The sequence below is a fragment of the Promicromonospora xylanilytica genome, assembly GCF_054782895.1.
In genome coordinates this window covers 1-24,417 of the sequence record NZ_BAAGRP010000017.1, presented here as the reverse complement: position 1 = coordinate 24,417, position 24,417 = coordinate 1, and the positions used below count along the sequence as shown (strand labels likewise).

The 24,417-nt window shown below is 69.0% G+C and carries 25 protein-coding genes; 14 read left to right on the top strand and 11 right to left on the bottom strand.

Annotated features, from left to right (window positions below; all coding sequences use genetic code 11):
- Positions 1-50: 50 nt before the first annotated feature.
- The 4 genes from ACYVK7_RS15680 to ACYVK7_RS15665 all read right to left on the bottom strand — a co-directional run bounded on the left by ACYVK7_RS15680 (position 51) and on the right by ACYVK7_RS15665 (position 5,232).
- On the bottom strand, positions 51-1,685 hold the full coding sequence (locus tag ACYVK7_RS15680) for a gamma-glutamyltransferase (protein WP_460888654.1): 1,635 nt from the start codon (positions 1,683-1,685) through the stop codon (positions 51-53).
- 32 nt (positions 1,686-1,717) lie between these two features.
- Positions 1,718-2,842, bottom strand: a complete 1,125-nt coding sequence (locus tag ACYVK7_RS15675) for a DUF418 domain-containing protein (protein WP_460888661.1) — start codon at positions 2,840-2,842, stop codon at positions 1,718-1,720.
- 184 nt (positions 2,843-3,026) lie between these two features.
- On the bottom strand, positions 3,027-3,623 hold the full coding sequence (locus ACYVK7_RS15670; protein ID WP_460888653.1) for a hypothetical protein: 597 nt from the start codon (positions 3,621-3,623) through the stop codon (positions 3,027-3,029).
- Between the two features lie 193 nt (positions 3,624-3,816).
- Complete coding sequence (locus ACYVK7_RS15665; protein WP_460888652.1) at positions 3,817-5,232, bottom strand: copper resistance CopC/CopD family protein; 1,416 nt, start codon at positions 5,230-5,232, stop codon at positions 3,817-3,819.
- Between the two features lie 262 nt (positions 5,233-5,494).
- Here ACYVK7_RS15665 and ACYVK7_RS15660 point away from each other — a divergent pair, with 262 nt between their 5' ends.
- Positions 5,495-6,616 (top strand): HAMP domain-containing sensor histidine kinase, encoded by a 1,122-nt coding sequence (locus tag ACYVK7_RS15660; protein WP_460888651.1) that lies wholly within the window; start codon positions 5,495-5,497, stop codon positions 6,614-6,616.
- Between the two features lie 11 nt (positions 6,617-6,627).
- On the opposite strand, the gene ACYVK7_RS15655 is transcribed toward ACYVK7_RS15660, so the two are convergent.
- On the bottom strand, positions 6,628-7,365 hold the full coding sequence (locus ACYVK7_RS15655; RefSeq protein ID WP_460888650.1) for a response regulator: 738 nt from the start codon (positions 7,363-7,365) through the stop codon (positions 6,628-6,630).
- Between the two features lie 159 nt (positions 7,366-7,524).
- On the opposite strand from ACYVK7_RS15655, the gene ACYVK7_RS15650 reads away from it, so the two are divergent.
- The gene (locus tag ACYVK7_RS15650; RefSeq protein WP_460888649.1) at positions 7,525-8,175 is read left to right on the top strand and encodes a DUF305 domain-containing protein; all 651 of its coding nucleotides are present in this window, start codon (positions 7,525-7,527) and stop codon (positions 8,173-8,175) included.
- Between the two features lie 207 nt (positions 8,176-8,382).
- Here ACYVK7_RS15650 and ACYVK7_RS15645 read toward each other — a convergent pair whose 3' ends face one another.
- From ACYVK7_RS15645 to ACYVK7_RS15630, 4 genes are all read right to left on the bottom strand, one after another.
- A complete protein-coding gene (locus ACYVK7_RS15645; protein ID WP_460888648.1) occupies positions 8,383-8,841 on the bottom strand; it encodes a hypothetical protein in 459 nt (152 codons plus the stop codon).
- A 2-nt stretch (positions 8,842-8,843) separates the two neighbouring features.
- Positions 8,844-11,105, bottom strand: coding sequence for a heavy metal translocating P-type ATPase (locus tag ACYVK7_RS15640; protein ID WP_460888647.1), 2,262 nt, complete (start codon positions 11,103-11,105; stop codon positions 8,844-8,846).
- 82 nt (positions 11,106-11,187) lie between these two features.
- Positions 11,188-11,469, bottom strand: coding sequence for a YHS domain-containing protein (locus ACYVK7_RS15635; protein ID WP_460888646.1), 282 nt, complete (start codon positions 11,467-11,469; stop codon positions 11,188-11,190).
- Between the two features lie 62 nt (positions 11,470-11,531).
- The gene (locus tag ACYVK7_RS15630; RefSeq protein ID WP_253877702.1) at positions 11,532-11,747 is read right to left on the bottom strand and encodes a heavy-metal-associated domain-containing protein; all 216 of its coding nucleotides are present in this window, start codon (positions 11,745-11,747) and stop codon (positions 11,532-11,534) included.
- 86 nt (positions 11,748-11,833) lie between these two features.
- On the opposite strand from ACYVK7_RS15630, the gene ACYVK7_RS15625 reads away from it, so the two are divergent.
- The 3 genes from ACYVK7_RS15625 to ACYVK7_RS15615 all read left to right on the top strand — a co-directional run bounded on the left by ACYVK7_RS15625 (position 11,834) and on the right by ACYVK7_RS15615 (position 14,218).
- The gene (locus ACYVK7_RS15625; RefSeq protein WP_460888645.1) at positions 11,834-12,976 is read left to right on the top strand and encodes an FAD-dependent oxidoreductase; all 1,143 of its coding nucleotides are present in this window, start codon (positions 11,834-11,836) and stop codon (positions 12,974-12,976) included.
- A gap of 48 nt (positions 12,977-13,024) precedes the next feature.
- Positions 13,025-13,501, top strand: coding sequence for a DUF6153 family protein (locus tag ACYVK7_RS15620; RefSeq protein WP_460888644.1), 477 nt, complete (start codon positions 13,025-13,027; stop codon positions 13,499-13,501).
- Between the two features lie 96 nt (positions 13,502-13,597).
- Complete coding sequence (locus ACYVK7_RS15615; protein ID WP_460888643.1) at positions 13,598-14,218, top strand: DUF305 domain-containing protein; 621 nt, start codon at positions 13,598-13,600, stop codon at positions 14,216-14,218.
- A 60-nt stretch (positions 14,219-14,278) separates the two neighbouring features.
- Here ACYVK7_RS15615 and ACYVK7_RS15610 read toward each other — a convergent pair whose 3' ends face one another.
- On the bottom strand, positions 14,279-14,911 hold the full coding sequence (locus ACYVK7_RS15610; protein WP_460888642.1) for a TetR/AcrR family transcriptional regulator: 633 nt from the start codon (positions 14,909-14,911) through the stop codon (positions 14,279-14,281).
- A gap of 102 nt (positions 14,912-15,013) precedes the next feature.
- On the opposite strand from ACYVK7_RS15610, the gene ACYVK7_RS15605 reads away from it, so the two are divergent.
- From ACYVK7_RS15605 to ACYVK7_RS15570, 8 genes are all read left to right on the top strand, one after another.
- Positions 15,014-15,181, top strand: coding sequence for a hypothetical protein (locus ACYVK7_RS15605; protein WP_460888641.1), 168 nt, complete (start codon positions 15,014-15,016; stop codon positions 15,179-15,181).
- The gene (locus tag ACYVK7_RS15600) at positions 15,181-15,699 is read left to right on the top strand and encodes a DUF2269 domain-containing protein (protein ID WP_460888640.1); all 519 of its coding nucleotides are present in this window, start codon (positions 15,181-15,183) and stop codon (positions 15,697-15,699) included. Before ACYVK7_RS15605 ends, ACYVK7_RS15600 begins: the two co-directional genes overlap by 1 nt.
- A gap of 108 nt (positions 15,700-15,807) precedes the next feature.
- Positions 15,808-16,248 (top strand): hypothetical protein, encoded by a 441-nt coding sequence (locus ACYVK7_RS15595; protein ID WP_460888639.1) that lies wholly within the window; start codon positions 15,808-15,810, stop codon positions 16,246-16,248.
- A 110-nt stretch (positions 16,249-16,358) separates the two neighbouring features.
- Positions 16,359-17,222: a C40 family peptidase gene (locus ACYVK7_RS15590; protein WP_460888638.1), complete on the top strand. Its 864-nt coding sequence runs from the start codon at positions 16,359-16,361 to the stop codon at positions 17,220-17,222.
- Positions 17,223-17,324: 102 nt separating this feature from the next.
- Complete coding sequence (locus ACYVK7_RS15585) at positions 17,325-17,747, top strand: hypothetical protein (protein WP_460888637.1); 423 nt, start codon at positions 17,325-17,327, stop codon at positions 17,745-17,747.
- Between the two features lie 185 nt (positions 17,748-17,932).
- Entirely contained in the window at positions 17,933-18,667 is a 735-nt protein-coding gene (locus ACYVK7_RS15580; RefSeq protein WP_460888636.1) for a F510_1955 family glycosylhydrolase, read from the top strand.
- A gap of 619 nt (positions 18,668-19,286) precedes the next feature.
- Complete coding sequence (locus ACYVK7_RS15575) at positions 19,287-20,381, top strand: PLP-dependent cysteine synthase family protein (protein ID WP_460888635.1); 1,095 nt, start codon at positions 19,287-19,289, stop codon at positions 20,379-20,381.
- Entirely contained in the window at positions 20,378-21,688 is a 1,311-nt protein-coding gene (locus tag ACYVK7_RS15570; protein WP_460888634.1) for an MDR family MFS transporter, read from the top strand. Before ACYVK7_RS15575 ends, ACYVK7_RS15570 begins: the two co-directional genes overlap by 4 nt.
- Positions 21,689-21,883: 195 nt before the next feature.
- Here the strand turns inward: ACYVK7_RS15570 and ACYVK7_RS15565 are convergent, their stop codons facing one another.
- Positions 21,884-23,314: an MFS transporter gene (locus tag ACYVK7_RS15565; protein WP_460888633.1), complete on the bottom strand. Its 1,431-nt coding sequence runs from the start codon at positions 23,312-23,314 to the stop codon at positions 21,884-21,886.
- Between the two features lie 327 nt (positions 23,315-23,641).
- Between ACYVK7_RS15565 and ACYVK7_RS15560 the strand changes: the two genes are divergently transcribed.
- Positions 23,642-24,094: a DUF305 domain-containing protein gene (locus ACYVK7_RS15560; protein ID WP_460888632.1), complete on the top strand. Its 453-nt coding sequence runs from the start codon at positions 23,642-23,644 to the stop codon at positions 24,092-24,094.
- The last annotated feature ends 323 nt before the right edge of the window (positions 24,095-24,417 follow it).

Below are 24,417 nucleotides of genomic sequence, written 5' to 3'. Positions count from 1 at the left end.
GGGACGACCGAGCCGAAAGGGCTCCGACCACTCTGGCTGGCGCGCTCGCGTCAGCCGTCGAGTCTGCCCACCACGAAGCCCGCCGATCGTCGTTCGTCGGCGAAGCTGCTCACCCCGCCGGTCTCCCAGTCGATGGCGAGGGCCTGGATGGAGCCGTAGTTGGCGCGGGATGCCTCGTCGGCTACGACGACGTCGTAACCCAATGCTCGCGTTTCCTCGGCGAGTAGTGGAGTTTCCAGACGCAGCTCGCCGTCGGTCAGGATGAACCGGCCGGCAGGGATCGCAGCTTCGAGTGGCTGGCCGTGCAGGGCCCAGCGGGTGACGACGTTCGCGGTGGTGCTGGGTATCTGGCGACCGCCCGGGGTACCGATCACAAGTACCGGCCGTTGCTGGGCGTCGAGCAGCATGGAGGGTGAGCTCCAGGTCACCGAGCGACGCCCTGGCTGCGGTCGGTTGGCGTCTGTTCGTCCGACGTCGCCGAACCTTTCGAGCTGGTCGTTGAGGAAGAAGCCGGCGACATACTGTCCACTGCCCCAGTAGTTCGTGATCGTGTTGGTCATCGAGACCGCCACACCGTCCGCGTCGACGACGGAGATGTGCGTCGTGTTCGGCGCGCTCTCGTAACCGCCGAGCGCGGCCGACCTCTTGGTCGTCTCGGCGGCGTCCGGCAGGGTGGCCGCGATCTGCGCGTTCTGTTCGGGGTTGGTGAGCTGTTCTACCGGCACATCCACGTAGCGGGGGTCCCCGAAGTAGTCCTGCACCGAGGCGTCGGCGACCTGCCATGCGCGCGACAGCAGGTCAACGAACTCGGGCGAGTCCGGGTCGACGTCGCCGATGCCCGAAGCTTCTGCGATCTGGATCATCTGAATGATGGCAGCTCCCGGCAGGGCCGGTGCTCCCGAAAGCATCGTGTATTCGCCCACCGGCCCCGCAGCGGGCTCGAAGACATCGACCTGATAAGCGGCCAGCGATTCCTTGTCGATCCCAGGGGTCTGGCCCAGCTTCTGGGCGAGGGTACCGGTGTAGAACGAGTCGGGACCTTCCTCGGCAAGATTGCTCATGGTCTCGGCCAGGTCCTTCTGGATCAGCAGGTCGCCCTCTTGCAGGGGCGTGCCGTCCTCGCGTTGGAACTGCGGAAGTGGTCCGGTGATGTCCAAGCCGTACGGGCTGTTGATCGAGGAGGCGAGGTAGCGCGAGACCGGCCCGCCCGTGTGCGCGATCTTGATCGCAGGTGCGAGCAGGTCGGCCCACGGCAAGGTGCCATGGTCCGCGTGCAGTCGCTCCATCCCGGCGACGAAGCCCGGGATCCCTGCGCCGCCCTCCGGGATCCGACCTGCCTGGTTGACCACCTCGCGGTACTCGTAGTTGGTCGCTTCCCCGTCGGCCACAACGATCGAGACGCCGCCACCACCGATACCCGAGCTGGCTGGCTGCATGACGGCGTCCGCGAAAGCCGCGGCGATCGCTGCGTCGACCGCGGTGCCACCACGTTCGAGCATCTGCGCGCCGGCCCGTGCGGCCAGCGGGTGACCGGCGCTGACCCCGTATCCACCCAGCGCTGGCAGCGGTTCAGGCGCGGACGCCGAGGATGAGGCCGCATTGCTCGGGCTCCGGTCGGGCTGAGATGACGTCGCCGTGCAGGCGCTCAGCGCCGTCGCGATCGCAGCGGTCGCGAATACCGCCACGATTGCCGGCCTCCGGTTCTGTCCTGTCCTTGTCACTGTTGCGTGGTCCTTTCCGGCCTTGGTGAGGCTTGTGTCTGAGTGGTTTTCGGCGCTGGTGACCGGCGGAGCCAGGTCGTGCGCAGTAGTCGTTCGAGCGGACCGGGCCACCCCATCCGCTCCCAGACGACGGCCACCGTGATCACGGTGGCTATGAGGGCGGCGCTGATCAGGACGCCCTGGTCGAACGAGAAGCCCTCTACGGGCTTGATCGGTGCCAGTACGACGAAATGGAGCACGTAGAGGGTCAGCGAGAGCCGACCGCACGCGACCAGCCAGCCGAGCACGCGCGACCGGTTGTCCCGGCGCATGACCAGCGAGCACACCGCCACGACAGCGAGCGCTCCTCCGATGCTGCTGGCCAGCCACAACGGCATCTGCCCGTGGGCCGCACCCGTCAGCAGCCGCCATGGTCCACGGTCCGCATCCGGTCCGATGACCGCGTACGTCACCTGGGAGATGGCGGCGGCACCGACCGCCACTGCCGCACCGCCGACGGCGAGGCGTCGCAGGATCCATGTGTTGGTCAGGTCCAGTCTGGCGACACACAGGCCGGCAACGAACGGCACGGTCCAGCTAGCCAGCGGGTACGGGCCGGTCAGCAGAAGCGAGTGCGCCGCTTCCCACGGTTGGGTGCCGAGGGTGACCGGGTCGAGCAGATGTGGGACCGGCCTGATCGCCTCGTGCGCGACGATGATGGTCGGCCCGACGAATGCGAGCACGATGCCCGCCCCTGGGAGCAGGACTCTGGTGGGCAGGCGCCACAGCAGCGGCGCGACCAGGAACAGGACGGCGTAGGTGGGCAGGATGACGTTGACCTGGTCGGTGAGCCCCTGGAGCGCGATACCTCCGGTGAACAGGAGTGCCGCACGCCAGGTGACCTTCGACCACCGTTGCCGCTCAGTACGCCGGTTCAGGAGGTACCCCATCCCGATGCCTGCAACAACGACGAAGAGCACGGATGCTCGCCCGTAGGGCAGTAGGTAGAGGCGTTCGAGCAGGGACTGCGGATTCACGGGTCCGACGTTGACAACGATCATCCCGAGCAGGGCCAGGCCCCGCGCGGCGTCAATGCCGACAACCCTGGGCTGTCTGGCTTCGGCCGGGGTACTCACAGCCATTTGCCGAACCAGACGATGCGGCTCACGCGCCCGCGCGAGCGCGATGGTTCTGGATTCACTTATCTCTTCACTTCCCGGAACGGCCGCGACAGGCCGGTGCCTTGCACCGGCGGCGCCCGTCCGCGCACGACACGCAACCCGCGACGGCGAGTGCACCGTGCGAGGTCGCTACGACTGGATCAGGTCAGGCGAGGGAAGTGATCGAAGGCGGCGCGCGTGAACCCGCGGGCAGCCCGGTCCACAGCGTGACGAGTGGACGGGACGCTCGCTCGGGCGCCCCGCTGGTCCGGTCCGCGGGCGTGAGACGGGGCCTGTTCGCGAGCCGGTGCAGGACTATCCGGATCTGGCGGCAGGCCAGGTAGACGGCCGCAGCCCCGCAGGCCTGGACGACGGCAGCGCCGGCAAGCGCCAGCACGAGCGGCGCGGCGTGCAGGACTGCACCGTCCAGCACGTACAGCGAGTCCAGGACGAGCGACGCCACGAGCGCGACGAACGCGATGTCGCATGCGGCCGACTTGGCATCATCGGAACTGGCCTGGCGGAATCGTCTCTGCGGGTTGTGCCAAAGGATCCGCCCTGTGACCGACAGGACTACTACGGCCAGCATGACCAGGACCACCGGCGCCAGCACCAGCATCGTGCCCGACATCGCCGAGGACACCAGGCCAGCGCGCTCGAGCAGCCCGCCGTGCAACCAGTGCGTCGCCAGGACCACCGAGAACGCGAGCCCCACGGCCGGGGTGCCAGCGGTGGGTCGCGAACACACGACGGCGTTCTTCATCGCTTCCACCTCCCGGACGTCGCAGCGCAGATCACGGAGACACTCTCACATGCCCGTGTCGCGACCCAACCACGCCCAGGCGAGGACCTACACCGTGACCGAACGTTTCGCGACCTGCGGACCGATCCCGCGATGCGAGCTGGCCACCGCAAGAGAGTACCCCCGGTAGGTACCTCGAGTGGTCAGCTCCTCTTTACTCGCTCATCGATGCACCGACCAGCCAGCCAGTGATGAGCACGATCGTCACCATGAGCGCCGTCTCCCGTGTCGCGCTTCGGTGCAATGCATCCCCTGAGGATCGGCTGTGCCGGCGTCTGCTCGTCGCTCCCGCCAGGAGTGGCACGGTGTGGAAGTGGTTGTAGGCCCCGATGAGGCCAACGACCGCCACGACCGCGACCTTGGCCAGCAGGGCCAGGCCCCAGTCGGTCTCCCAGAGCTGGGCTGGACGGTCCAGCATCACGATGGCGAGCAGCGTGCCGGCGACGCCCACGACGGCCAGGGACGCCGCGGCGATCACGGAGAATCGTGCTCCGACCAACGCGGCGTCGCGGTCGCGCCTCTCCTGTTGCCGACGGCGCAGAACGACCGCGAGCATGACCACGCCGCCGAGCCAGGTGGCGGCCCCCACGAGGTGGGCGATGTCTGCCGTCAGGACCAGCCACCGGGGCTCCATGGTGTTGCTGTGCCCGTCGAGCACGAATCCCGCCCCGGCCGTCACAACGCCGACCGCCGCGATCGCTGATCGCGGCACCGTGCGGCCGGTCCCTGCCAAGACAGCGAGGGCACCGGCCGCCTGCAGCCCGATCACCAAGCCGGTCGACCCTGCGAGGGCATTGGCAACGGCCGTCGGTGAGACTGCGGCGGCGATGGCGCCATGTGCCAGCGTGACCGATCGTGCCGCAACGCGGAGTACCAGGCCGCCCAGGATCAACGCCCCGGTCCAGCGCACTGCGGCGAGCACCACGGGGACGTCTTCGAGGTCGCGCCCGCGCAGGACCAGCCCTGCGAAGACAAGACCACCAGCGGCGACGAGCCACCCCCACAGCGTCGCAGCGTTGCCGAATCGGCTGGCGGCATCGACGAAGGGGGGCGCCTCGTGGTCCGGCATCGGTTCCATCGTGTGCCCCGAGTGCGACGTGGATGGTTGAGCATCTTCATCTCCGCCGGGAGTCCCCGCTGAGCTTTTCTTCTCGCCGACGCTGAACGCGAGGGTTCCGTCCAGCGTGTGACCGTCCTGCGCCGCGACGGTCCAGCTCACGGCATAGCTACCGTCCGTCAGTGGGCTGCCCGGCGTGGCGACGACGACGGTGCCGCCCTGCGCCTGCGTGATCTCGGCATCGATCGCGCCCTGTGGTCCTTCGATCACGACCGTGTCGCCGACAGGGGTCACAGGGAGGGTGAAGGTCAGCGTGACGGCCGCGACCGCATCCTTGGACCTCGACCCGTCCGCAGGGTCGGACGAGGCAAGTTTGGTGTGGGCGGCGGCAGGCGTCGCACAGTAGATCATGATCACGATCGCAAGGAGCAGGGTGCGCGCGAGCCTGGGCGCGAGGACGTTTCCCCGCCGCTGTGCGGGGAGGAACGATCGAAGCGCGGTAGTCACCAGCATGACCGAGGCAGCGTAGCGGGTTGTGCGCGTGGTACCTGTTGGCGACGGTCCGAGTGCGAGCGTTCGCGTCGCGCCATGGCGGGTTGTGAGGCGCCGCGCTTGCGCTCGTCCAGGTCCTTCGACAGCGTGAGCCGAGCGACGGCGTCGGCCTGGATCCGGCGTAGCCTGTCGAGCTGGTCCTCGGGCAGGGGTTCGTTGCTCAGAGCGGGCAAGGTCTACTCCCTGCGGGTGTGAGTTCCTGGGTCCCGGAGAGGGGTCGAGTGTGAGGTTCGGCGGTCGCCTGGTCGTGTCGATGACCCTGGTGATGCTGTGCGGCGTCCTTGTCGCCTGGCTGGTAGCGCAGGCCGTCGGCCCAGGGGTGTTCCGTGACCACATGGAGCGGGCGTCGCACGAGCCGGGCAGTGTTGCCGCGCATGCGCTGGAGGCGTTCGTTTCGGCGAGCACTGCCACACTGGCCGCCGCGCTGGGTGCCGCGGTTGCGACCTCGTTGCTCGCTGGCTTCCTGGTGTCGCGGCGCGTCGCGTCGTCGCTGCGGAACACTGCGACGGTTGCCGCGCAGGTGTCGGCGGGCCGGTTCGACGTGCGGGTGATGCCGCCCGGGATCGGTTCGGAGTTCGACGATCTGGCGGGCGCGATCAACGCGATGGCCCAGCGTCTGGGCCGCAACGACGCGATGCGCCGGCGGCTCATGGCCGATATCGCGCACGAACTGCGCACACCGGTAGCGACGATTTCCGCGTACCTCGACGCATTGGACGATGGCGTGGAGGTGCTGTCCCCGGCGACGACGGAGGTGCTGCAGGCACAGGCCTCGCGCCTGACGCGCCTGGCGGACGACCTCGGCGCGGTGATGCGGGCCGAGAGCGGCGCGATGGTTCTGGACCTGGTGCCGGTCGACGCGTACGAACTGATCGAGGTGTGCGCGGAATCGCTCCGGCCCCGGTACGAACGGTCGGGGGTGGCGCTGGTGACGGACGTACGTCCGGGCACGCCACGGATCCTGGCCGACCGCGACCGCATGGGGCAGGTCCTGGGAAACCTGGTCGACAACGCCTTGCGGCACACCCCGGCCGGGGGCACGGTACGGCTCACGGCCGAGCTCCATGGTGCCGTGGTCCGGTTTGCGGTCGCCGACACCGGAGATGGCATCGAGGCTGAGCACCTGCCGTACGTGTTCGAGCGGTTCTACCGGGTCGACGTGGCTCGCGACCGTGGGCACGGCGGGTCCGGGATCGGACTGGCGATCGTCCGCGCGCTGGTCCTGGCCCACGGTGGGACGGTGTCGGTGCTCAGCCCTGGAAAGAGCATGGGGACCACCTTCGTCGTCGACCTGCCTGTCCGGCCCGATGGGCCCCGCTGGCACCCCTTCTCCCGCGGCCACTGACGGGCGGATGCTCATGCTCCCGTTCCTATCCGGTACCCGACCCCGCGGACGGTACGGACAAACCGCTGGGCGGTGGCCGAGTCGTTGAGCTTCTGTCGCACGTGCAGGACGTGCACGTCGACCATGTGGTCGTCCCCGTACCAGGCGGGGCCCCAGACGGCGTCGACCAGCGCCCGGCGGGACATCGCCCGGCCTGGGTGGGCCGCCAGTGTCGCGAGCACGTCGAACTCCGTGCGTGTGAGCGGCACGGGGCGCCCGTCGAGGAGCACCTCGCGCGCGTCGACATCGATCCACAGCGGCCCGATCTCGATCGCCGGGTTGCTCCCTGCCGAAGTGGGAACCGTGTGGCGCCCCCGGCGTGGCCTACGCAGCATCGCCTGTACGCGGGCCATGAGCTCGCGCGGCCGGAACGGCTTGGTCACGTAGTCGTCCGCTCCGACAGACAGCCCGACGACCGTGTCGATCTCTTCGGCGCGCGCGGTCAGCATCACCACGTAGCAGTCGGAGAAAGTGCGCAGCTGTCGGCACACCTCGACCCCGCCAAGGCCTGGCAGGCCCAGGTCGAGCACGACCACGTCCGGGTCCACCTCGCGCAGGACGTCCAGCGCGTCCAAGCCGTCGTGGACCAGACTCGTCTGGAAGCCCTCCCGCTCGAGGTACCCGCCGATCAACCGGGCCAGCGGGACCTCGTCGTCGACGACGACGGCACGCAGCGGAACGGGGACGGCGGTGGGGTTGGGCGGGTGCACGAAGACATTCTGCCGATGCGCGCCGAGGCTCTGTCCGAATGCGGCCTCCAGCAGGGTTCTTCATTAAACCTTGATCGACCGGCGAACGGATCCGCGTGCCGCACCGCACAGACTCGTCACTGCCGGGCCCGGACATCGAGGCCCGATACCACAGCCGCAGTGGCCGTGGTGCAGCCAGAAGGGAACTTCTTTTTCGTGAACCTGAACCTCCGTCGAATCATCAGCGCCACCACCGTCGCCGTCGTGCTCGGCGCGACACTCGCCGCCTGCGCCGGTGCCGATCCCGCCGACGAGAACGCCTCGCAGGCTGGTTCGGGCAGCAGCGAGCACAACGACGCCGACACGCAGTTCGCGCAGATGATGATCGTCCACCACGAGGGTGCACTCGAGATGGCTGAGCTCGCAGGCCAGAAGGCGCAGGACCCTGCCGTTCAGGAGCTGGCCGCCGGGATCGCCAGCGCTCAGCAGCCCGAGATCGACACGATGACCGGCTGGCTGGAGGCATGGGGCGAACAGTCCGACGGCATGGCGGGCATGGACCACTCCGGCATGGACATGGAGGGGATGGACATGAACGGCATGTCCCAGGAAGACGTGATGACCCACCTCGAGACCCTGGAGGGCTCGGAATTCGATGCGTCGTTCCTCGAGCACATGATCGCCCACCACGAGGGCGCAGTGACCATGTCCGAGGCTGAGATCCAGGACGGGGCGAGCAAGGACGCCACAACCCTGGCGCAGACCATCATCGAGGACCAGACCGCCGAGATCGCTGAGATGAAGCAGATCGCCAGCACCGTCACCCAGTGACCATCTGTCCACAGGGTTCATACTGACCGTCGGCTAGCTGGGCCTGGAAACTCCACAGCTCGCCGACGGAACGCGAGCGTGGGGCTACGACCTCGTCGTAGCCCCACGCTCGCGTTCCGTGCCAACTACGGCTCCGTCCCGTCCGTCCCTCGCCATCGATTGGGAGACCGGCGGGGTGAGAACTTCGCCGAGGTCATGGGCTGCGGCTCATGAGCAGGCGCCCTCGACCAGGTCGGCGTTCGCCGGGTGCTGAGAGTGTTCGATGTCGCCGAGACCGGCCGGTTCGATGGCCTGCGCGCGCCTGATGACGTGTGGCGTGAGCTCGTCGGGCAGGGTGGCCAAGCCGGGCCCGCCGCTCTGGAGCCAGCGAGCCAGTGCGGTGGTTGCCTGCTCGCCCGCGAGGCGCTCGAACCAGACGGGCCTCGCGCCGTTCGCGCGTCCGGCGGAGCTGGGGCGAGCGATGACGACATCACCGCGGTTGCACTCGTCGAGGCACTCGGACAACGTCAGGCGTACCGCTCCGTGCGTTCGAAGGCGTTCGAGCCGTGCAAGCTGGCCGCCTGGCAGCGGGTCGCGCTCACCGAGCGTCTCCCCGGCGCAGAGGCTGCAGGCGGTGAGACCGGGGAGCAGAGCGGGACCTGCTCCGGGGTCGGGTGTGGTGGGCACGGCTACTTTCCCGGACGCAGGTCGAGCCGACGCAGCAGCTGGGCGTTGAGCGCGACCACTATCGTCGAGAGCGACATGAGGACCGCGCCGACGGACATCGGCAGGACGAACCCGATCGGCGCGAGCACGCCCGCGGCCAGCGGCACGGAGATCAGGTTGTACCCGGCCGCCCACCACAGGTTCTGCTTCATCTTGCGGTAGCTGGCACGGGACAGCTCGATCACCGAGAGCACCGAGCGCGGGTCGTCGCTGGCCAGGATGACTCCGGCTGACGCGATCGCGACGTCGGTCCCGGCGCCGATCGCGATCCCGACATCGGCCTGAGCGAGTGCCGGGGCGTCGTTGACGCCGTCTCCGACCATCGCGACCTTGCGGCCCTCGTCCTGCAGCTGGCGCACCTTCGCGGACTTGTCCTCCGGCCGGACACCGGCAAAGTACCGGTCGATGCCGAGCTCGTCGGCGACGGTCTTGGCCACGGCCTCGGCGTCGCCGGTGATCATGACGACCTGCACGCCCAGGGCGTGCAGCGCGTCGACTGCCTGACGGGACTCGGGGCGGATCTCGTCGGCGAGCTTGAGCGCACCGGCGACCTGGCCGTCGACCAGCACGTGCAGGATGATCGCGCCGTCCGCGCGCCACTGGTCGGCAACTGCCAGCTCGGTGGTGTTGTGCTGCTCGAGCAGGTAGGGGCCACCCACGGCGACCGTCTGCCCCTGAACCGTGGCGCTGACGCCCACGGCAGGAGACGAGGTGAAGTCGGCGGCGCCAGGGATCCGCAGGCCGCGGGAGCGTGCGGCCTGCACGATCGCGCGCGCCAGGGGGTGCTCGGAGTCGGACTCAGCAGCAGCGGCCAGCGCCAGGACGGTGCTTGCGTCGCTGTCGCCGGTGGGGTGGACCTCGGTGACGGTCGGCTGACCCTTGGTGAGCGTCCCGGTCTTGTCGAACAGCACGGACGTGACCGTGCGCATGCTCTCCAGAGCGAGCCGGTCCTTGATCAGCACGCCACCGCGCGCCGCACGCTCGGTCGCGATGGACACCACCAGCGGGATGGCCAGGCCGAGTGCGTGGGGGCAGGCGATGACCAGCACCGTGATCGTGCGCACGACGGCGTCGTCCGGCATACCGGCGACCGACCAGACCAACGCTGTGACCACGGCGGCGCCCAGAGCGAACCAGAACAACCACCCCGCAGCGGTGTCCGCCAGGCGCTGTGCTCGGGAGCTGGAGTTCTGGGCGTCGGTAACCAGGCGCTGGATGCCGGCCAGGGCGGTGTCCTGGCCCACAGCAGTGACCTGGACGCGTACTCCGGAGTCGGTCGCCACGGTGCCGGCGACCACCGGGTCCCCGTCGGTGCGGCGTACCGGGCGCGACTCTCCGGTGATCATGGACTCGTCCATGCTGGCCGAGCCCTGCACGACCTTGCCGTCGGCGGGCACCCGACCGCCCGGGCGCACGACCACCACGTCGCCGACCCGTAGGTCGGACGGCGCCACGGTGACCACGTCCTCGCCCTCGACACGTTCCGCCTCGTCGGGCAGCAGCGCGGCCAGCGAGTCCAGCGCCGACGTCGTCTGGGCCAGCGACCGCATCTCGATCCAGTGACCCAGCAGCATGATCACGATCAGCAGCGCCAGCTCCCACCAGAAGTCGAGCTGATGGTCCAGCACTCCCAGGCTCGCACCCCAGGACGCAAGGAACGCGACCGTGATCGCCAGTCCGATGAGCAGCATCATCCCGGGCTTGCGGGCCCGGATCTCCGATACGGCACCGGTGAGGAACGGTCGTCCGCCCCACACGTACATGACCGTGCCAAGGACCGGCGACACCCAGGCCAGGCCCGGGACGTCGGGCAGCGAGTAGCCGAGGATCATCGCGAACATGCCCGAGAGCCCGACGACCGGCACGGCCAGCACGAGCATGATCCAGAACAGGCGCCGGAATTGGCCGACGTGATCGCCGTGCCCGCCGTGACCGGTGTGGCCGCCGTGCCCGTCGTGTTCCGCATGGCCGGTGTGGCCGTCATGATCACTGTGGTCTGCGGGACCGCTGTGGTCGGCATGCATCGCGTGTGCGTCGGCTCCGCCGTGCCGGTCGTGCGCCGGCTCGGTGCTGCCGTGGCTGCCGTGATCGTGGTTGTGCTCGGCCGGCGCATCGTGCCCCGCGTGCGCGTCACCAGCGGGAGCCGCCGGGTGGTGAGAGTGCTCGCTGGGACTTGCGGTCCCGGCGCCGGTCGGCCCGTGGTCGTGCTGGTGATCCTGGCTCATGGTGATCAGCCTTCGCTGGGTGGGGTGGATGGGCAAGAGGAGTGGTCGTGGGCTTCCGGGCGGCTGCCCACGACCGTCGGGGTCAGGCCGCGGTGACGTACCGCTCGGGGTCGGCGTCGAACAGCGGCCCGCATGCGTCGCAGCAAAACCAGTACCGTGCGCCGTCGTAGTCGCGGAACAGCCCTGCGGCCTCGGCGTCGGCCTTGATGACCGGGCTACCGGACATGACGGGGCAGTCCGCGACGTCCTCGGTGCTCAGGCCGCTGGTGTCCGCCGCGTGGCCGCAAGCGGCGGCCGGTGCGGAGCTGTCGTGCGCGTCACCGTGGTCGTGGGTGCCGTGGTCATGCGTGTGGTCGTGCGCCATGAGAAAGAAGCCCTTCGGTTCTGGAGCAGGGGGAGAGGTGCAGATGCGTCGTGTCAGCGCGTTCAGACCCGCTGCGCGCTGTAGCCGGCCTCGGCGACCGCGGCCAGCACGTTCGAGTCGTCCACCGGCGCGGAGCTCGTCACTTCGAGACGGCCCGTCGAGGCGCTGACCTTCACGCCATCCACTCCCGGAACCTGAGTGACCTCCTCGGTCACCGACATCTCACAGTGGCCACATGTCATTCCGGCCACTGCGTAGGTCGTGGTGGTCTGGCTCATGAATCTATCCCTTCCGTCTGGTACCCATGGGGGGTATGTTCCAGAGAGAACATACCCAGCCCGGGTATCCTATGCAAGGGGCGAGCATGAACAAGTTCGACGTCGTCGTGGTAGGGCACGGCGCGGCCGCCCAGGCCGCGCTCCGAGAACTGAGAGCCACCGCGCCACACCTGTCCACGGCCCTGATCACCGACGCGGGAGGCATCAACCGCACTCTGGTCACCAAGGGCGTGCTCACGGGCCTGATCTCAGAAGACCAGATAGCGGTGCCCCTGCCGCCGGGAGTGGAACGGGTCGAAGGACCGGCTACCGGACTTGACGTCACGGAGCGGCACGTCGAACTGGGGGCAGGGCAGCGGATCGGCTACCGGGCCATAGTGATCACCACGGGCAGCGTGCCACGTGCCCTCGATGGGCCCGACATGCCGGTGCCGGTCGTGCACATGCACGAACCAGGCGACGCGACGCGCGTCCGACACCTGCTCGACACCGCCGCCGGGCCTGCCCGGGTGGCCGTCCTCGGCGCAGGGCTGGTCGGTGCCGAGACCGCGGCAGCGTTGACGGACGCCGGTGCACACGTGCACCTCATCGCACGCTCCGACCGGCCGCTGGCGTCTGCCCTCGGGCTGCAGCTCGCCAGCCGGGTAGCCGATCTGCACCGAAAGCACGTCACCTCACATCTGGGAGCCACACTCGACCACGGGTGGTCGACCGGCCGGCACCGCGGAGTCGTGCTGGATGACGGCACTCAGATCGTCCTCGACCTCGTGATCGCCGCCCAGGGCACCATCCCACACACAGCGTGGACCGGAACTGGCGCCCTGTCAGGCCTCCATGTTGATGACCGTCTGCGCTGGAGGCCGAGCGCCTATGCGGCCGGCGGCGCTGCGGTGCACACCACCGCCCACGGCAAGGACTATCGCATCGACCACTGGGACGCGGCCGGCGACCAAGGGCGGCACGCCGCCCGGACAGTCTTGTTCGATCTCGGCCTCGGCGACGATTCCGGGCCCTACGTCCCGCGTACCGGGTTCACCGTGCGCTTCCATGGCGCCACGCTCACCGGGGTCGGTGTGCCGGCGCCCGGCGCGACCCGCCTGTTCGAAGATCTCAGGGACGGTGCGGCCATCACCCGGTTCATCAGCCCGTCCGGCGAGCTGGTGGGCGCCGTCGCCCTCGACGCACCACGCGTAGCCCGAGAGCTGCTGCCCTCGATCGCCCGTGCCTGAGCTAGTGCACGCGCGACCCCCGCAGCCTGCTACTAGGCTGAACTTGTTATGCATGCCATCACGATTCCCCGGTCGCCGGTTGCCGCACGGCTGCGCGGGATCTCCGGTGCGCTCCTGGTCGCCGTCGTGATCGCTGGCGTGGTGTCGATGCATTCCATGAGCGGCTCACCCACCGCCCACCTGGCGCCACCCGCGATCGGCGCAGCGCACGGGGCCGAGTACGCGGATCCGTCCGGGGCAATGGGAGTTCAGGCCGGTCAGGCGAGCTCAGGGCAAGTCGCTGACCCTGAACTGCACGGTGACGCCCGGCACTGCGCGTCCGGCTGCGGCTCGCACGACGCGCACGACATGACCACAGCCATGTGCCTCATGGTGCTCGTGGCCCTGCTGACCCTCGCCGCACCACCGGCGAGCTTCCTCAACGCGGTGATCCTGCCGCTGGCTCGGCGCAGCCTCGTGATCGTGCCGCGCTCGCGCCCGGCTGCGCCCCCGTCGTTGCACGCATTGGGCATCTCTCGGACGTAGAAGCACACACTCGCCGACCCTCCCCAACGGGTCGGCCGTTTTGCGGCCTTCGGCCGCGCCGTGTGTCAACTACTTCGAACCGAAAGGCCTTGCACCATGAAGCGCATCCTTGCACCGAGCCTCGTCCTGGCGACCGCTCTGACCCTGTCGGCCTGCTCTGGCGGCGAAGCGGGCGCCGACCACTCCGGCATGCCCGGCATGTCCATGTCCGAGAGTGCCCCAGCCTCGGGCGACGCCCAGGACGGTGCGACCTTCAACGACGCTGACGTCATGTTCGCGCAGATGATGATCCCGCACCACCAGCAGGCAATCGAGATGTCCGACGTCCTCCTGGGCAAGGAGGGCGTCGACTCGCAGATCACGGACCTGGCCACGCAGATCAAGGAGGCTCAGGGCCCGGAGATCGAGCAGCTCTCGACCTGGCTCGAGGAGTGGGGCGCCCCGCAGCCCGACGACGCCAGCGGCGACATGGGCGAGGGCTCCATGGACGGGATGATGAGCGAGGACGATATGCAGGCGCTCGAGGACGCCCAGGGGGCGGAAGCCGGCCGGCTGTTCCTCGAGCAGATGATCGTCCACCACGAGGGAGCCATCGAGATGGCTCAGACCGAGGTCGAGGACGGGGCCAACGAGGCGGCCGTCGAGATGGCCGGCACCATCGTCAGCTCTCAGACCAGCGAGATCCAGACGATGGAGGACCTGCTCGCCGGCATGTGACCCGCACGGCGGTGCGCTGACCTCGCGGCGGCGCACCGCCCACGGGTGCCGACACGAGTACTAGTGGGTCCGGCGATGGGTAGTGGCCGCTACCCGCTGGCCGCGGTCCTGGGGCTGAGGCGCGTATCCGAGCCCGTCCAGGACTACCCGGGTGAGTCGGGCGACCCCGTCGAGGTCCTTCATCTCACCGGCCGCTTCCAGCGCGCGGCGGCAGTACACGGCGAGTTCCTCCGGGCTGAGGTCCGAGCGCACAAGACGCTCTGCCGCCGCCTGTGCGATCAGGTCAGCGAAGACACCGTGCAGACGACGCTCCACGTCGGCGACCTCGGGCCCGCGATGCACCAGTGACCTGATGTCCGCGGAGGAGTGCCGGCCCCGGTGGAAGCAGATGGACGCGTACTCCTCGGCGACGGCCACGAGCCGGGCACCCGGAGGTTGAGCCTTTCCGCGTAGGTCTTCCAGCGTCCGGAGATGGTCCTCGACGTGCCGCGCGTGGTGAGCGACCAGGATCGACTCGACGTCCGAGAAGTACTTGTAGAGGGTTGCCCGCCCGATACCCGCGGCCCCTGCCACCTGCGACATGGTCAGAGAGAGCGGGCCGTGCTCTTCGGCAAGTCGCCAGGCGGCCTGTGTGATGGCATCGCGCACAGATCGGCGATGCCCGTCGATCGATTCCTCCCACAGCTTCGGCACCTGACGATGATACGCCCCGTCGCTGGTGTGACACTCTGTACAGGTTCGATACAGTCTGTATCGAACAATGAGAGTGACCACCGCTGACCCGAGGAGACGACGATGACCGAGAACGCACCCGGCCCAACCGCAGACAAGGCCCCTCAGGGGCATCCAGGCCTGCCCCGCTGGGCCAAGATGCTCGCCATCGGCGCTGTCGTCGCCGTGATCGTGATTGTCGCGGTGATGCTGCTCGCCGGCGGCGAGCACGGTCCCGGGATGCACCGCTGATGCAGATGCCGCCGGGGATCCGGAAGCTGATGCTGACGGTCCATGTCACGGCCTCGGTAGGTTGGATCGGCGCGATCGCTGCCTACATCGCCCTCAACGTGCCGACCTACGTCAGCGACGACGAGCAGACCGTCCGGGCGGCGTACTTGATGATGGAGCCCGTCCTGCGGTACGCCCTCATCCCGCTCGCCGGGGTGGCTCTGATCACCGGGATCGTCCAGGCCCTCGGGACGCCCTGGGGGCTGGTGCGGCACTACTGGGTCACGATCAGCCTCGCCCTGACCGCGTTCGCGTTCGTGATCCTGGTGCTCCACCTGCCGGCCGTCGAGGCGATGTCCGCCGTCGCCGGCGACCCGACGGCCGACGTCGACCAGCTCGGCGGGGACCTGTTCCATGCCGTGGGTGGTTTGGTCGTGCTGCTGGTCCCGCTGGTGCTGAACATCTACAAGCCGCGTGGGATGACCCGCTACGGCTGGCGTCGTGCACAGGATCGCCGCACGACGAGCCCACGCGCCTGACCTGCACGATCAGCGCGGATCGTGGCAGCGAAACGGGGCCCAGGGCGCCCCTTATTGCCACCCGGTGTTGCCTGACACCGTGTCCATACCGTTACTGTTGGGCTCGCTATGAACCTGACTCGTGCCGCTCGCTCGCCTCTCGCCGCTTCTCGGCGCGGGTTCGCGAGCGTCCTGACGGTCATGTTCCTCGTGCTCGCTGTCCTGGGCGTGCAGGCCGTGTGCGGAGTCCACCTGCATCAGGTCGACCACAGCGGCACGCCGTCGCACGGCGCCGTCGAAGAGCACGCGCACTCCGTCGCCGCGGCGGATCATGCCGCGCAGATCGGTGCGGAGCACCCCGGCGAGGACCCGAACGACTGCGCTGAAGACCGCACGGTGACCGCGCGGTACGACCGGACGCTGTCGCCCTCAATGGACCTGGCCGGGGCGCCGTCCCTTGCCCAGCAGTGGCTGGTGCCCGACATCGGGCACCACGAACGCCACGCTCCGTCGGGCCTGGCCCGAGCGGCAGCGCCGTCGCTGCATGCCCTGGGGATCTCCCGGACGTAGACCACCTCACCGCGTCGACACCACCCCACCTGGGTGTCGATCGGTTCAGCGCGCCCCGAACCGGGGGTCGCGCGTGTGGTTCTACTCCGATCCGAAAGGTCCCAGCTTTCATGGAGCCCAGCTTCAACCCGAACCCGGCCGTGCGCGGCCGTGGTCGTCACCGGGCGGTACGCCGCCCCGTCCTGGCCGACGTCGCCCGAACCGCCACCGAGCAGATCACCACATTCGCCGGCCGCACCGCCGTAGCAGCAGCGGCCGGTTCCGGCGTACTGCTGTCCCTGGTGGCCCCGTCCGCCCAGGCCGCACCAGCCACCGAGCTCAACAACTCGCTGGCCAGCCAGCCGCTCCAGGGTGCGCTCAACTCGGCCGACCTCAACGCCCTGACCACCCAGGCCAAGGAGTCCGTCGCCGCCGCCCCTGTGGTGACCGTCGCCACCGACGCCAAGCTGAAGATCGAGACCGCCGCAGTCTCCGTCGTCTCGGCCGAGGAGAACGAGGAGTACCAGGCGCAGCTAGCCGCCGAGGCCGAAGCAGAGGCTGAAGCAGAAGCCGCCGCAGCCGCCGAGGAGGAGGCAGAAGCCGCCGCGGCTGCCGAGGCGGAGGCTGTCGCCGCCGTCGCGGTCGACGTCCCGGCCTCAGCGAAGGGATCGGCCATCGTGTCCATCGGGATGAGGTATCTCGGTGTGCCGTACCTGTGGGGCGGCGAGACCCCCGCCGGGATGGACTGCTCCGGGTTCACCTCTTACGTCTTCGCGCAGGTCGGGATCAACCTGCCGCGCACCTCGTCCGAGCAGCGGTACGCGGGAACCGAGGTGCCCTGGTCCCAGGCGCAGCCCGGTGACCTGCTCTGGTCGCCGGGCCACATCGCGATCTACGCCGGTGGCGGCATGCAGATCGAGGCGCCGGTGCCGGGCAAGTCCGTCCGGTACACCCAGGTCTGGCAGTCCAACCCGGTGGTCCTGCGCGTCGCCTGACCTGCCCGGCGTGAGGGGCAGGACCAGCCTGCCCCTCACGCCGCCCACCGGGCGGCGCTCCGACCGCCCGAAGACTCGGTACCCAGAGCTGAAAAGACGCCCATGCGCACCTACTTGTGTTCCGACCGGATAACCGGAACGACGCCAGAACGCCACTCTCGGCCGCAAGTCGTTCGTGTTCTACTCGCGACGCTGTTGCTTCTCGCGCTTGCCCAGCCGTTGACTCTCGCGCAGGGCTGGCTGCTGCCCTCGGCCTCGGCAGCGCCGAGGGCTGAGATCACTCAGCCAGCGCAGGAGACCCCGGCTGCCCGGCACACTTCAAAGACCGTTCCGGATCCTGCCGTCGCGTCGTCCGCATCCGAACAGACGACGGGCGACCACCACAGCACCGTCGCCGGAATTCCGACGCCGCTCGCTCTCGCCATCGGCGCGGTCATCCTCGTGCTCGTTCTCCTCCTGGCGATCACGGCGTTCACGCGGCACCGTCACGACGGCGATGGTGCCTTCCTTGACTTCGGGAAATGACGCGGCATCGGGCTGCTCGACGCCCGTTTGCCCATGAGAAAGGTTCAGCCTTGGTACGACCTAAATCCGCTGCCATCGCCTTGGGGATCACGTTCGCCGTCGGCCTCGTCGTTGCTGCGCTTGTGATGCCGAGACTGGCCGCCGAGAGTCCCAGCGGCGACGGGAATGGCACCGGGGCCGCGGAGATGGAGCACATCCATGGGATCGGGATCGATCCCGGCGACGGCACCGTCTATGCGGGGACGCACCATGGTTTGTTCCGGATCGCCGACGGCCGCGCGACCCGGGTCGCCGACCGCGTGCAGGACTACATGGGGTTTACCGTCGCCGGTCCGGGTCGGTTCCTGGCGAGCGGCCATCCCGGCCCAGGACAGGACGGCCCGAGCTCGGTCGGTCTCATCGAGAGCACCGACGCCGGGCAGACCTGGGAGACGCTCTCCCTGCGCGGAGAGGCGGACTTCCACGCGCTCGAGTACCGCCACGACCGCGTGTACGGGCTCAACTCGATGACAGGCCAGCTCCTGGTGAGCGCCGACAAGCGGTCCTGGGAGGCGCTCAGCACTGCGGAGATCACGGACTTCGCGGTCAGCCCCGAGGACCCCGCGCTGCTGGTCGCGACCACCCAGGCGGGCCTGACTCGCAGCGTGGACGGCGGGGCCACGTTCGAGGTCGTCGAGTCGGCGCCGGTGATGGTCTTCGTGAGCTGGGCACAGGATGGCACCCTGGCCGGAGTGACGCCGGGCGGCGTCGTCTACACCGCTCAGGATCCCGCCGGGGAGTGGGCCGAGCAGGCGGCCCTGGAGGGATGGCCCGAGGCACTGACCATCGAGTCGGCCAACGAGATCTACGCAGCCACCAACGGCACCGTGGTTGCTTCCACCGACGGAGGCGCTGCGTTCTCGCCGATGCTCGATCAGTGAGCTGCCTATCTGTGGACGGCACGGCCAGCATGACCCTGAAGCGGGGTAGCCCCAACCGGTTCTCGTCCGTTCCGCGGACCTTGCCCTCTTCACGATGGTGGCGCCGACTTGCTTCTCTGGTTTGCGGAAGCCTTGTGGTGGTGATCGGCCTGTGTGCCCTCGTACACGGGTCTGCCGAGGAGACGAACCGGGTGACGGCTGGCCCCGCATCCGCTGCGTCGGCCGTGACGGATGCAGCGCACCACGGGCACCACGGGCACCACGCGCACCACGCGGGTCACGAGTGTGGTGCGGAAGCCGTGGTCCCTGCGGCGCCCCAGATGGTCGAGCACCCACCCGCCGAAGCAGGGGCGGCGGCGCTAGTGGCTGTCTTCGCCGCCGTGGGCGTGCCGCCTGCGTGCTGTTGGCTGCACCGGCGTAGCAGCCCCGGTACGGGCCGGGTTGTGCTCGTCCGGACAGGACGGTGGCGTCTCTAGACCCTCGATTGCAGTCGTGCGTCATGTGCGGCTGCCGCGCGACGGATCCGAGCCCGGGCTGACCTCCGGTCTTGTGGCCGTGGCGCGAGATGAACACGTGCTACGCATTCATTGATCGAGGGGGAAAAGAGATGCATTCACTGATGAACACTGCCGTCACGCCGGACCGGTCCACGTTGTCGGGGCTGGTGGGCAATACCCCGCTGCTGCGGGTGTCCGAGCCGCTGGCCTCCGAGGATCGTGGCTTCTGGGCGAAGCTGGAAGGCTTCAACCCCGGGGGGATCAAGGACAGGCCCGGCCTCTACATGGTGGAGCGCGCTCGTGCGCGCGGCGACCTGCTGCCCGGCGCACGCATCATCGAATCCACCAGCGGCACCCTCGGCCTGGGCCTCGCGCTGGCGGGAATGGTCTACGGACATCCGGTCACCCTGGTCACCGACCCGGGCCTGGAGATGTCCATGACCCGGCTGCTGACCGCGTACGGTGCCCAGGTCGAGGCGGTCTCCGAACCACACCCCACCGGCGGCTGGCAGCAGGCCCGCCGAGAACGCGTCCAGCAGCTGCTGGCGCAGCACCCGGGTTCCTGGTGCCCGGACCAGTACAACAACCCGGACAACACCACCGCCTATATTCCGCTCGCGCTGGAGCTCGCCACAGAGCTGCGCCACATCGACGTCCTGGCGTGCAGCGTGGGCACCGGCGGCCACTCCGCCGGTATCTCCCGGGTGCTGAAGCAGCTCTACCCTGAGCTCAAGGTGGTCGGGGTCGATACCATCGGCTCCACGATCTTCGGTCAGCCTTCCCGGCCTCGGCTCATGCGAGGGCTGGGGTCGAGCATCTACCCCCGCAACGTCGCATACGAGAACTTCTCCGAGGTGCACTGGGTCGCTCCGGCGGAGGCGGTGTCGGTCTGCCGGCAGCTGGCCAGCTCGCACTACGCCACGGGCGGGTGGAGCGTGGGGGCGGTCGCCTTGGTGGCCGGATGGCTGGCCCGGACGATGCCCTCCGACACGCGGATCGTGACGATCTTCCCGGACGGGCCGCAGCGCTACCTCGGAACGGTGTTCGACGACGACTACTGCGCCGCCCACGGCCTGCTTGACTCACCGGCCGCACCCGAGCCGGAGGTGATCAGCCGTGTGGACGAGAAGGAGATCACCCGCTGGACCCGGTGCACCACCGTGGTCGACCCGCTCACACTCGCCAAGCAGCCCGACACAGCGCAGGAGGGCCGGTGACGAGCACTCTCGCGCAGGTACGCACGTACGAACGCAGCGTCCAACTGTTGATGGTGAACCAGTTCACCATCAACCTCGGCTTCTACATGCTGATGCCGTATCTGGCCGCCCATCTGTCCGGAACGCTCGCCCTGGCCGGCTGGGTCGTCGGACTCGTCCTGGGCATCCGCAACTTCAGCCAGCAGGGCATGTTCCTCGTCGGCGGCACGCTCGCCGACCGATTCGGCTACAAGCCGATGATCGTGGCGGGCTGCGTGCTGCGCACGGTCGGCTTCGCGACGCTCGGATTCGCCGACTCGCTGGCCGTGCTCATCGCCGCCTCCGCAGCGACCGGGCTCGCCGGGGCGCTGTTCAACCCGGCGGTCCGGGCGTATCTCGCCGCTGACGCGGGAGAACGCAGGGTCGAGGCGTTCGCACTGTTCAACGTCTTCTACCAGGCCGGGATCCTGCTGGGTCCGCTGGTGGGCATGGTGTTGACTGGCGTGAGCTTCCGCGTCACGTGCCTCGTGTCGGCCGGGATCTTCGCACTACTCAGCGTCGTACAGATCCGCGCCCTGCCCGGGCGACGAGCCGAGAACACAAAGGAGAAGAAGGGGGAGGAGCGGGGCCAGGAAGGTGTGCTCGCCCAATGGCGCGGCATCCTCACCAACCGGCCCTTCCTGCTCTTCTCCGGAGCCATGATCGGATCGTACGTTCTCAGCTTCCAGCTCTACCTGTCCCTGCCCCTGGAGGTGCGCCGACTCGGTGGGGACGGAGAGTTCAGCACGGCCGCGGTCGCGTTGCTGTTCGTCGTGTCCGGACTGGTCACCATTCTCGGCCAGTCACGCGTGACCGCCTGGTGCAAGGCCCGCTACGAGCCCGGCCAGGTACTGGTCCGGGGCCTGGTGGTCATGGGCCTGGCGTTCGTGCCCTTGTTGCTGGCCACCGCGGTGCCCGTCCCGGCATTCGGCGTTGCGCTGTGGCTCCTTGCGGCAGTGCCGCCCGCGCTTGCCGCGCTGCTGTTGGCCGCCGGCACCATGATCGCCTACCCCTTCGAGATGGATACCATCGTCCGGCTCTCCGGTGGCCGGCTGGTGGCTACGCACTACGGCCTTTACAACACCATCTGCGGCATAGGTATCACCCTCGGGAATCTGCTCACGGGAGTGTCCCTGGACGTGGCCCGTGCGGCCGGAGTGCCTGCGCTGCCGTGGATCGCACTGATCGTCCTCGGCCTGGGCTGCGCTGCAGCTCTGTACGGTCTGCACCGCACCGGTCGCCTCGCGACGCCCGTGCGCTCGGCCGATCCGCAGCCCGCGACCGCCTGACCGCGACCTCGGAGACGCTAGGGGCGGGCGGCACCCAGCCGCCCGCCCACGTCGGCAGCCCCGGACGTGGCACTGATGGTCACGGTGGTGTTCAGTACGGCCGCCGCCGGCGTCGCGACTGCGTTTGATTTCTGGTCGATGCACGAAGAGGTGCGGGCCCGAAAGGCCCACACCTCTTCAGCGCTCGACTGTCGTTCAGCCGGTGACAAGCTCCGGCTCGGGCTCGACGGGCGTCCCCTGCTGCGTGCGCAGCGCCGCAAGGGCGATGACGCCGCCGAGTGCCGCGACGACTGCCGCGCCGACGAACGCCGCCGAGTAGCCACCGGTCAGTGCCTCCGGGTCGACGGCGCCGGCCGCGACCGTCGAGCTCAGCACGGTCAGGGCCGCCAGGCCCACGGCCGAGCCGATCTGATAGCTGGTGTTGACCAGCCCCGAGGCCACACCGGTCTCCTCCGGCCGAGCCGCGCCGATGGCGGTGCCGAGCGACGGCACGAACGCCAGCGCCATGCCGAACGCCGCGACCAGCGAGGCGGGCAGGACATCGACGACGTAGGTGCCGCCCGGGCGGGCGAACGCCAGCCACACGAGACCAGCGGCGAGGAACCCGAACCCGGCAACGATCAGCGCCCTGGCGCCGAACCGCGCGAGGAGCCGCGGCGCGACGAGCGTCATGCCGAGCACGATCAGTACCGTCATCGGCAACAGAGCCGCCCCGGCCGCGAACGCCCCCGCGCCGAGCACCTGCTGCAGGTAGAGGTTCAGGAAGAACCACATCGGCACCCAGGCCGCGCCGAGGAGCAGCTGCGCGACGTTCGCCGCGCCGAGCTGCGGGGTGCGGAAAATCGCCAGCCGCAGCAGCGGCTGCCGTGAACGGGCCTGGACGATGAAGAACGCGGCGAGCAGGACCACGCCACCCCCGAGCGCGATCAGAGTCTCGGCGGCGGTCCAGCCCGCCTCGGGTGCGCGGACGACGCCGTAGACGAGGGCCGCGAGCCCGACCGTGCCCGTGATCGCGCCGCCGACATCGACGGACCCGCGCCCGCCCGCGACGCGGGGTAGCGCGCTGGGTGTGAGCAGGACGACGAGCGCGGCTATCGGCACCGTGATGTAGAAGACCCACGGCCAGCTCGCCCACTCGGTGAGCACGCCGCCGAGGAAGACGCCGGCCGTGCCACCGATCGGCGCCGCCGCGCCGTAGACGGCGAAGGCGCGAGGCAGTTCGCTGGTGCCGCCGAAGAGTGCCATCAGCAGGCTGAGCGCTGCCGGGGCGATGAGTGCGGCGCCCGCACCCTGGACCGCACGTCCGGCGATCTCAAGGCCGACGTTGCCGGCCGCCCCGGCGAGCACGGAACCGGCGGCGAGGATCAGCCAGCCGCTGGTGAACACCCTCCGGGCTCCGAGGAGGTCCGAGAGTCGTCCGCCGAGGAGCAGCAGGCCACCGAAGGCGACAACGTAGGCATTGAACACCCAGGACAACGACTCGGGCGTGAACCCGAGCTCGGCCTGCATGTCCGGAAGTGCCACGCCGATGATCGACGTGTCCATGATGACGACGAACTGGGCCGCTGCGATGAGCGCGAGCCCGAGCCACCGGCTCCTGGCCGGGGCTGTGATCGGTGCTGACATGGTCCTTCTCTCCTCCTCGTAGATACCCTGCGGGGGTATGTGTATACCCCCGAGGGGTACCGCGTCAACAGGGAATTGGTCGAAGGTGGACAGCAGCCTCGGACGAGTCGCGAGATGCGGCAGGCATCGCCACGGTCGGTTGTGCAGGCTGGCGACAGCCGCCCTAACCACGGTGGTGCGTGTGTTCGAGACGGCCGCAGGTGCCAGTGGCTGGCGGTCTGCATAGCGTGAGTCGCGGGCAAGGGGCCTGCGCTGAGACCGGATGTGCGCCGCGGCGCAGCTCATCGCCGACCAGCTCTTGAAGCCGATCCCGGGAGGGACGAACCGATGAAGTCGATGTATCTACGACTGGGCCTCGCGCTGCTGATCAGCCTGGCGGTGATGTTCGTGCTGAGCCTCGCCCAGGTGCACGTCTGGGGTGACTTCTACCTCAACCTCAGCAACTTCTACATCTCGCTGACGATGGTCGGCGCCATGGGCATCGTGATGCTCCTGGTGATGTGGCCGATGTACGAGAACAAGCGCCTCAACGTCGCGCTCCTCACCGGCTTCGTGGCCATGCTCGTCGGGGCGTTTGCGTTGGCCCGGACTGAGACGTTCGTGGACGACGACGCGTTTCTGTCCTCGATGATCCCGCACCACTCGAGGGCGATCCTGGTGTGCCAGGAGTCCTCGCTCACCGATCCGGAGATCATCGAGCTCTGCGACTCGATCGTCCGGAGCCAGCAGCAGGAGATCGACCAGATGAAGGACATCATCGAGCGGCGCTCCAACCCGTGATGCCACCAGCGTGGTGAGCACCCTGGACGCCGTCGTTTGTGCGTGCAGAGAGTGGCACAGGCGGGTACACGTGCTGCCGCGCTAGCCGACCGATTCGCACGCTGATGCGAAGTAGGCCGTCAAGTGCAGATAAGCATGTACGGCGCCGACAAGGACGACAGCGCCCTGCCGTCTGTCGAGAAGCGGGTCCGGAGCGCGTCGTGGACTGCGTAGGGCAGCTCGGTCGGAGTACCTGGCGGAAGGGACTGGTGCGCCGATAGGTGACAGCTGGGTTTAGGCCGCCAGGCTGACGGTCGGGTTCATGATGGTCTCGTACTCGATGG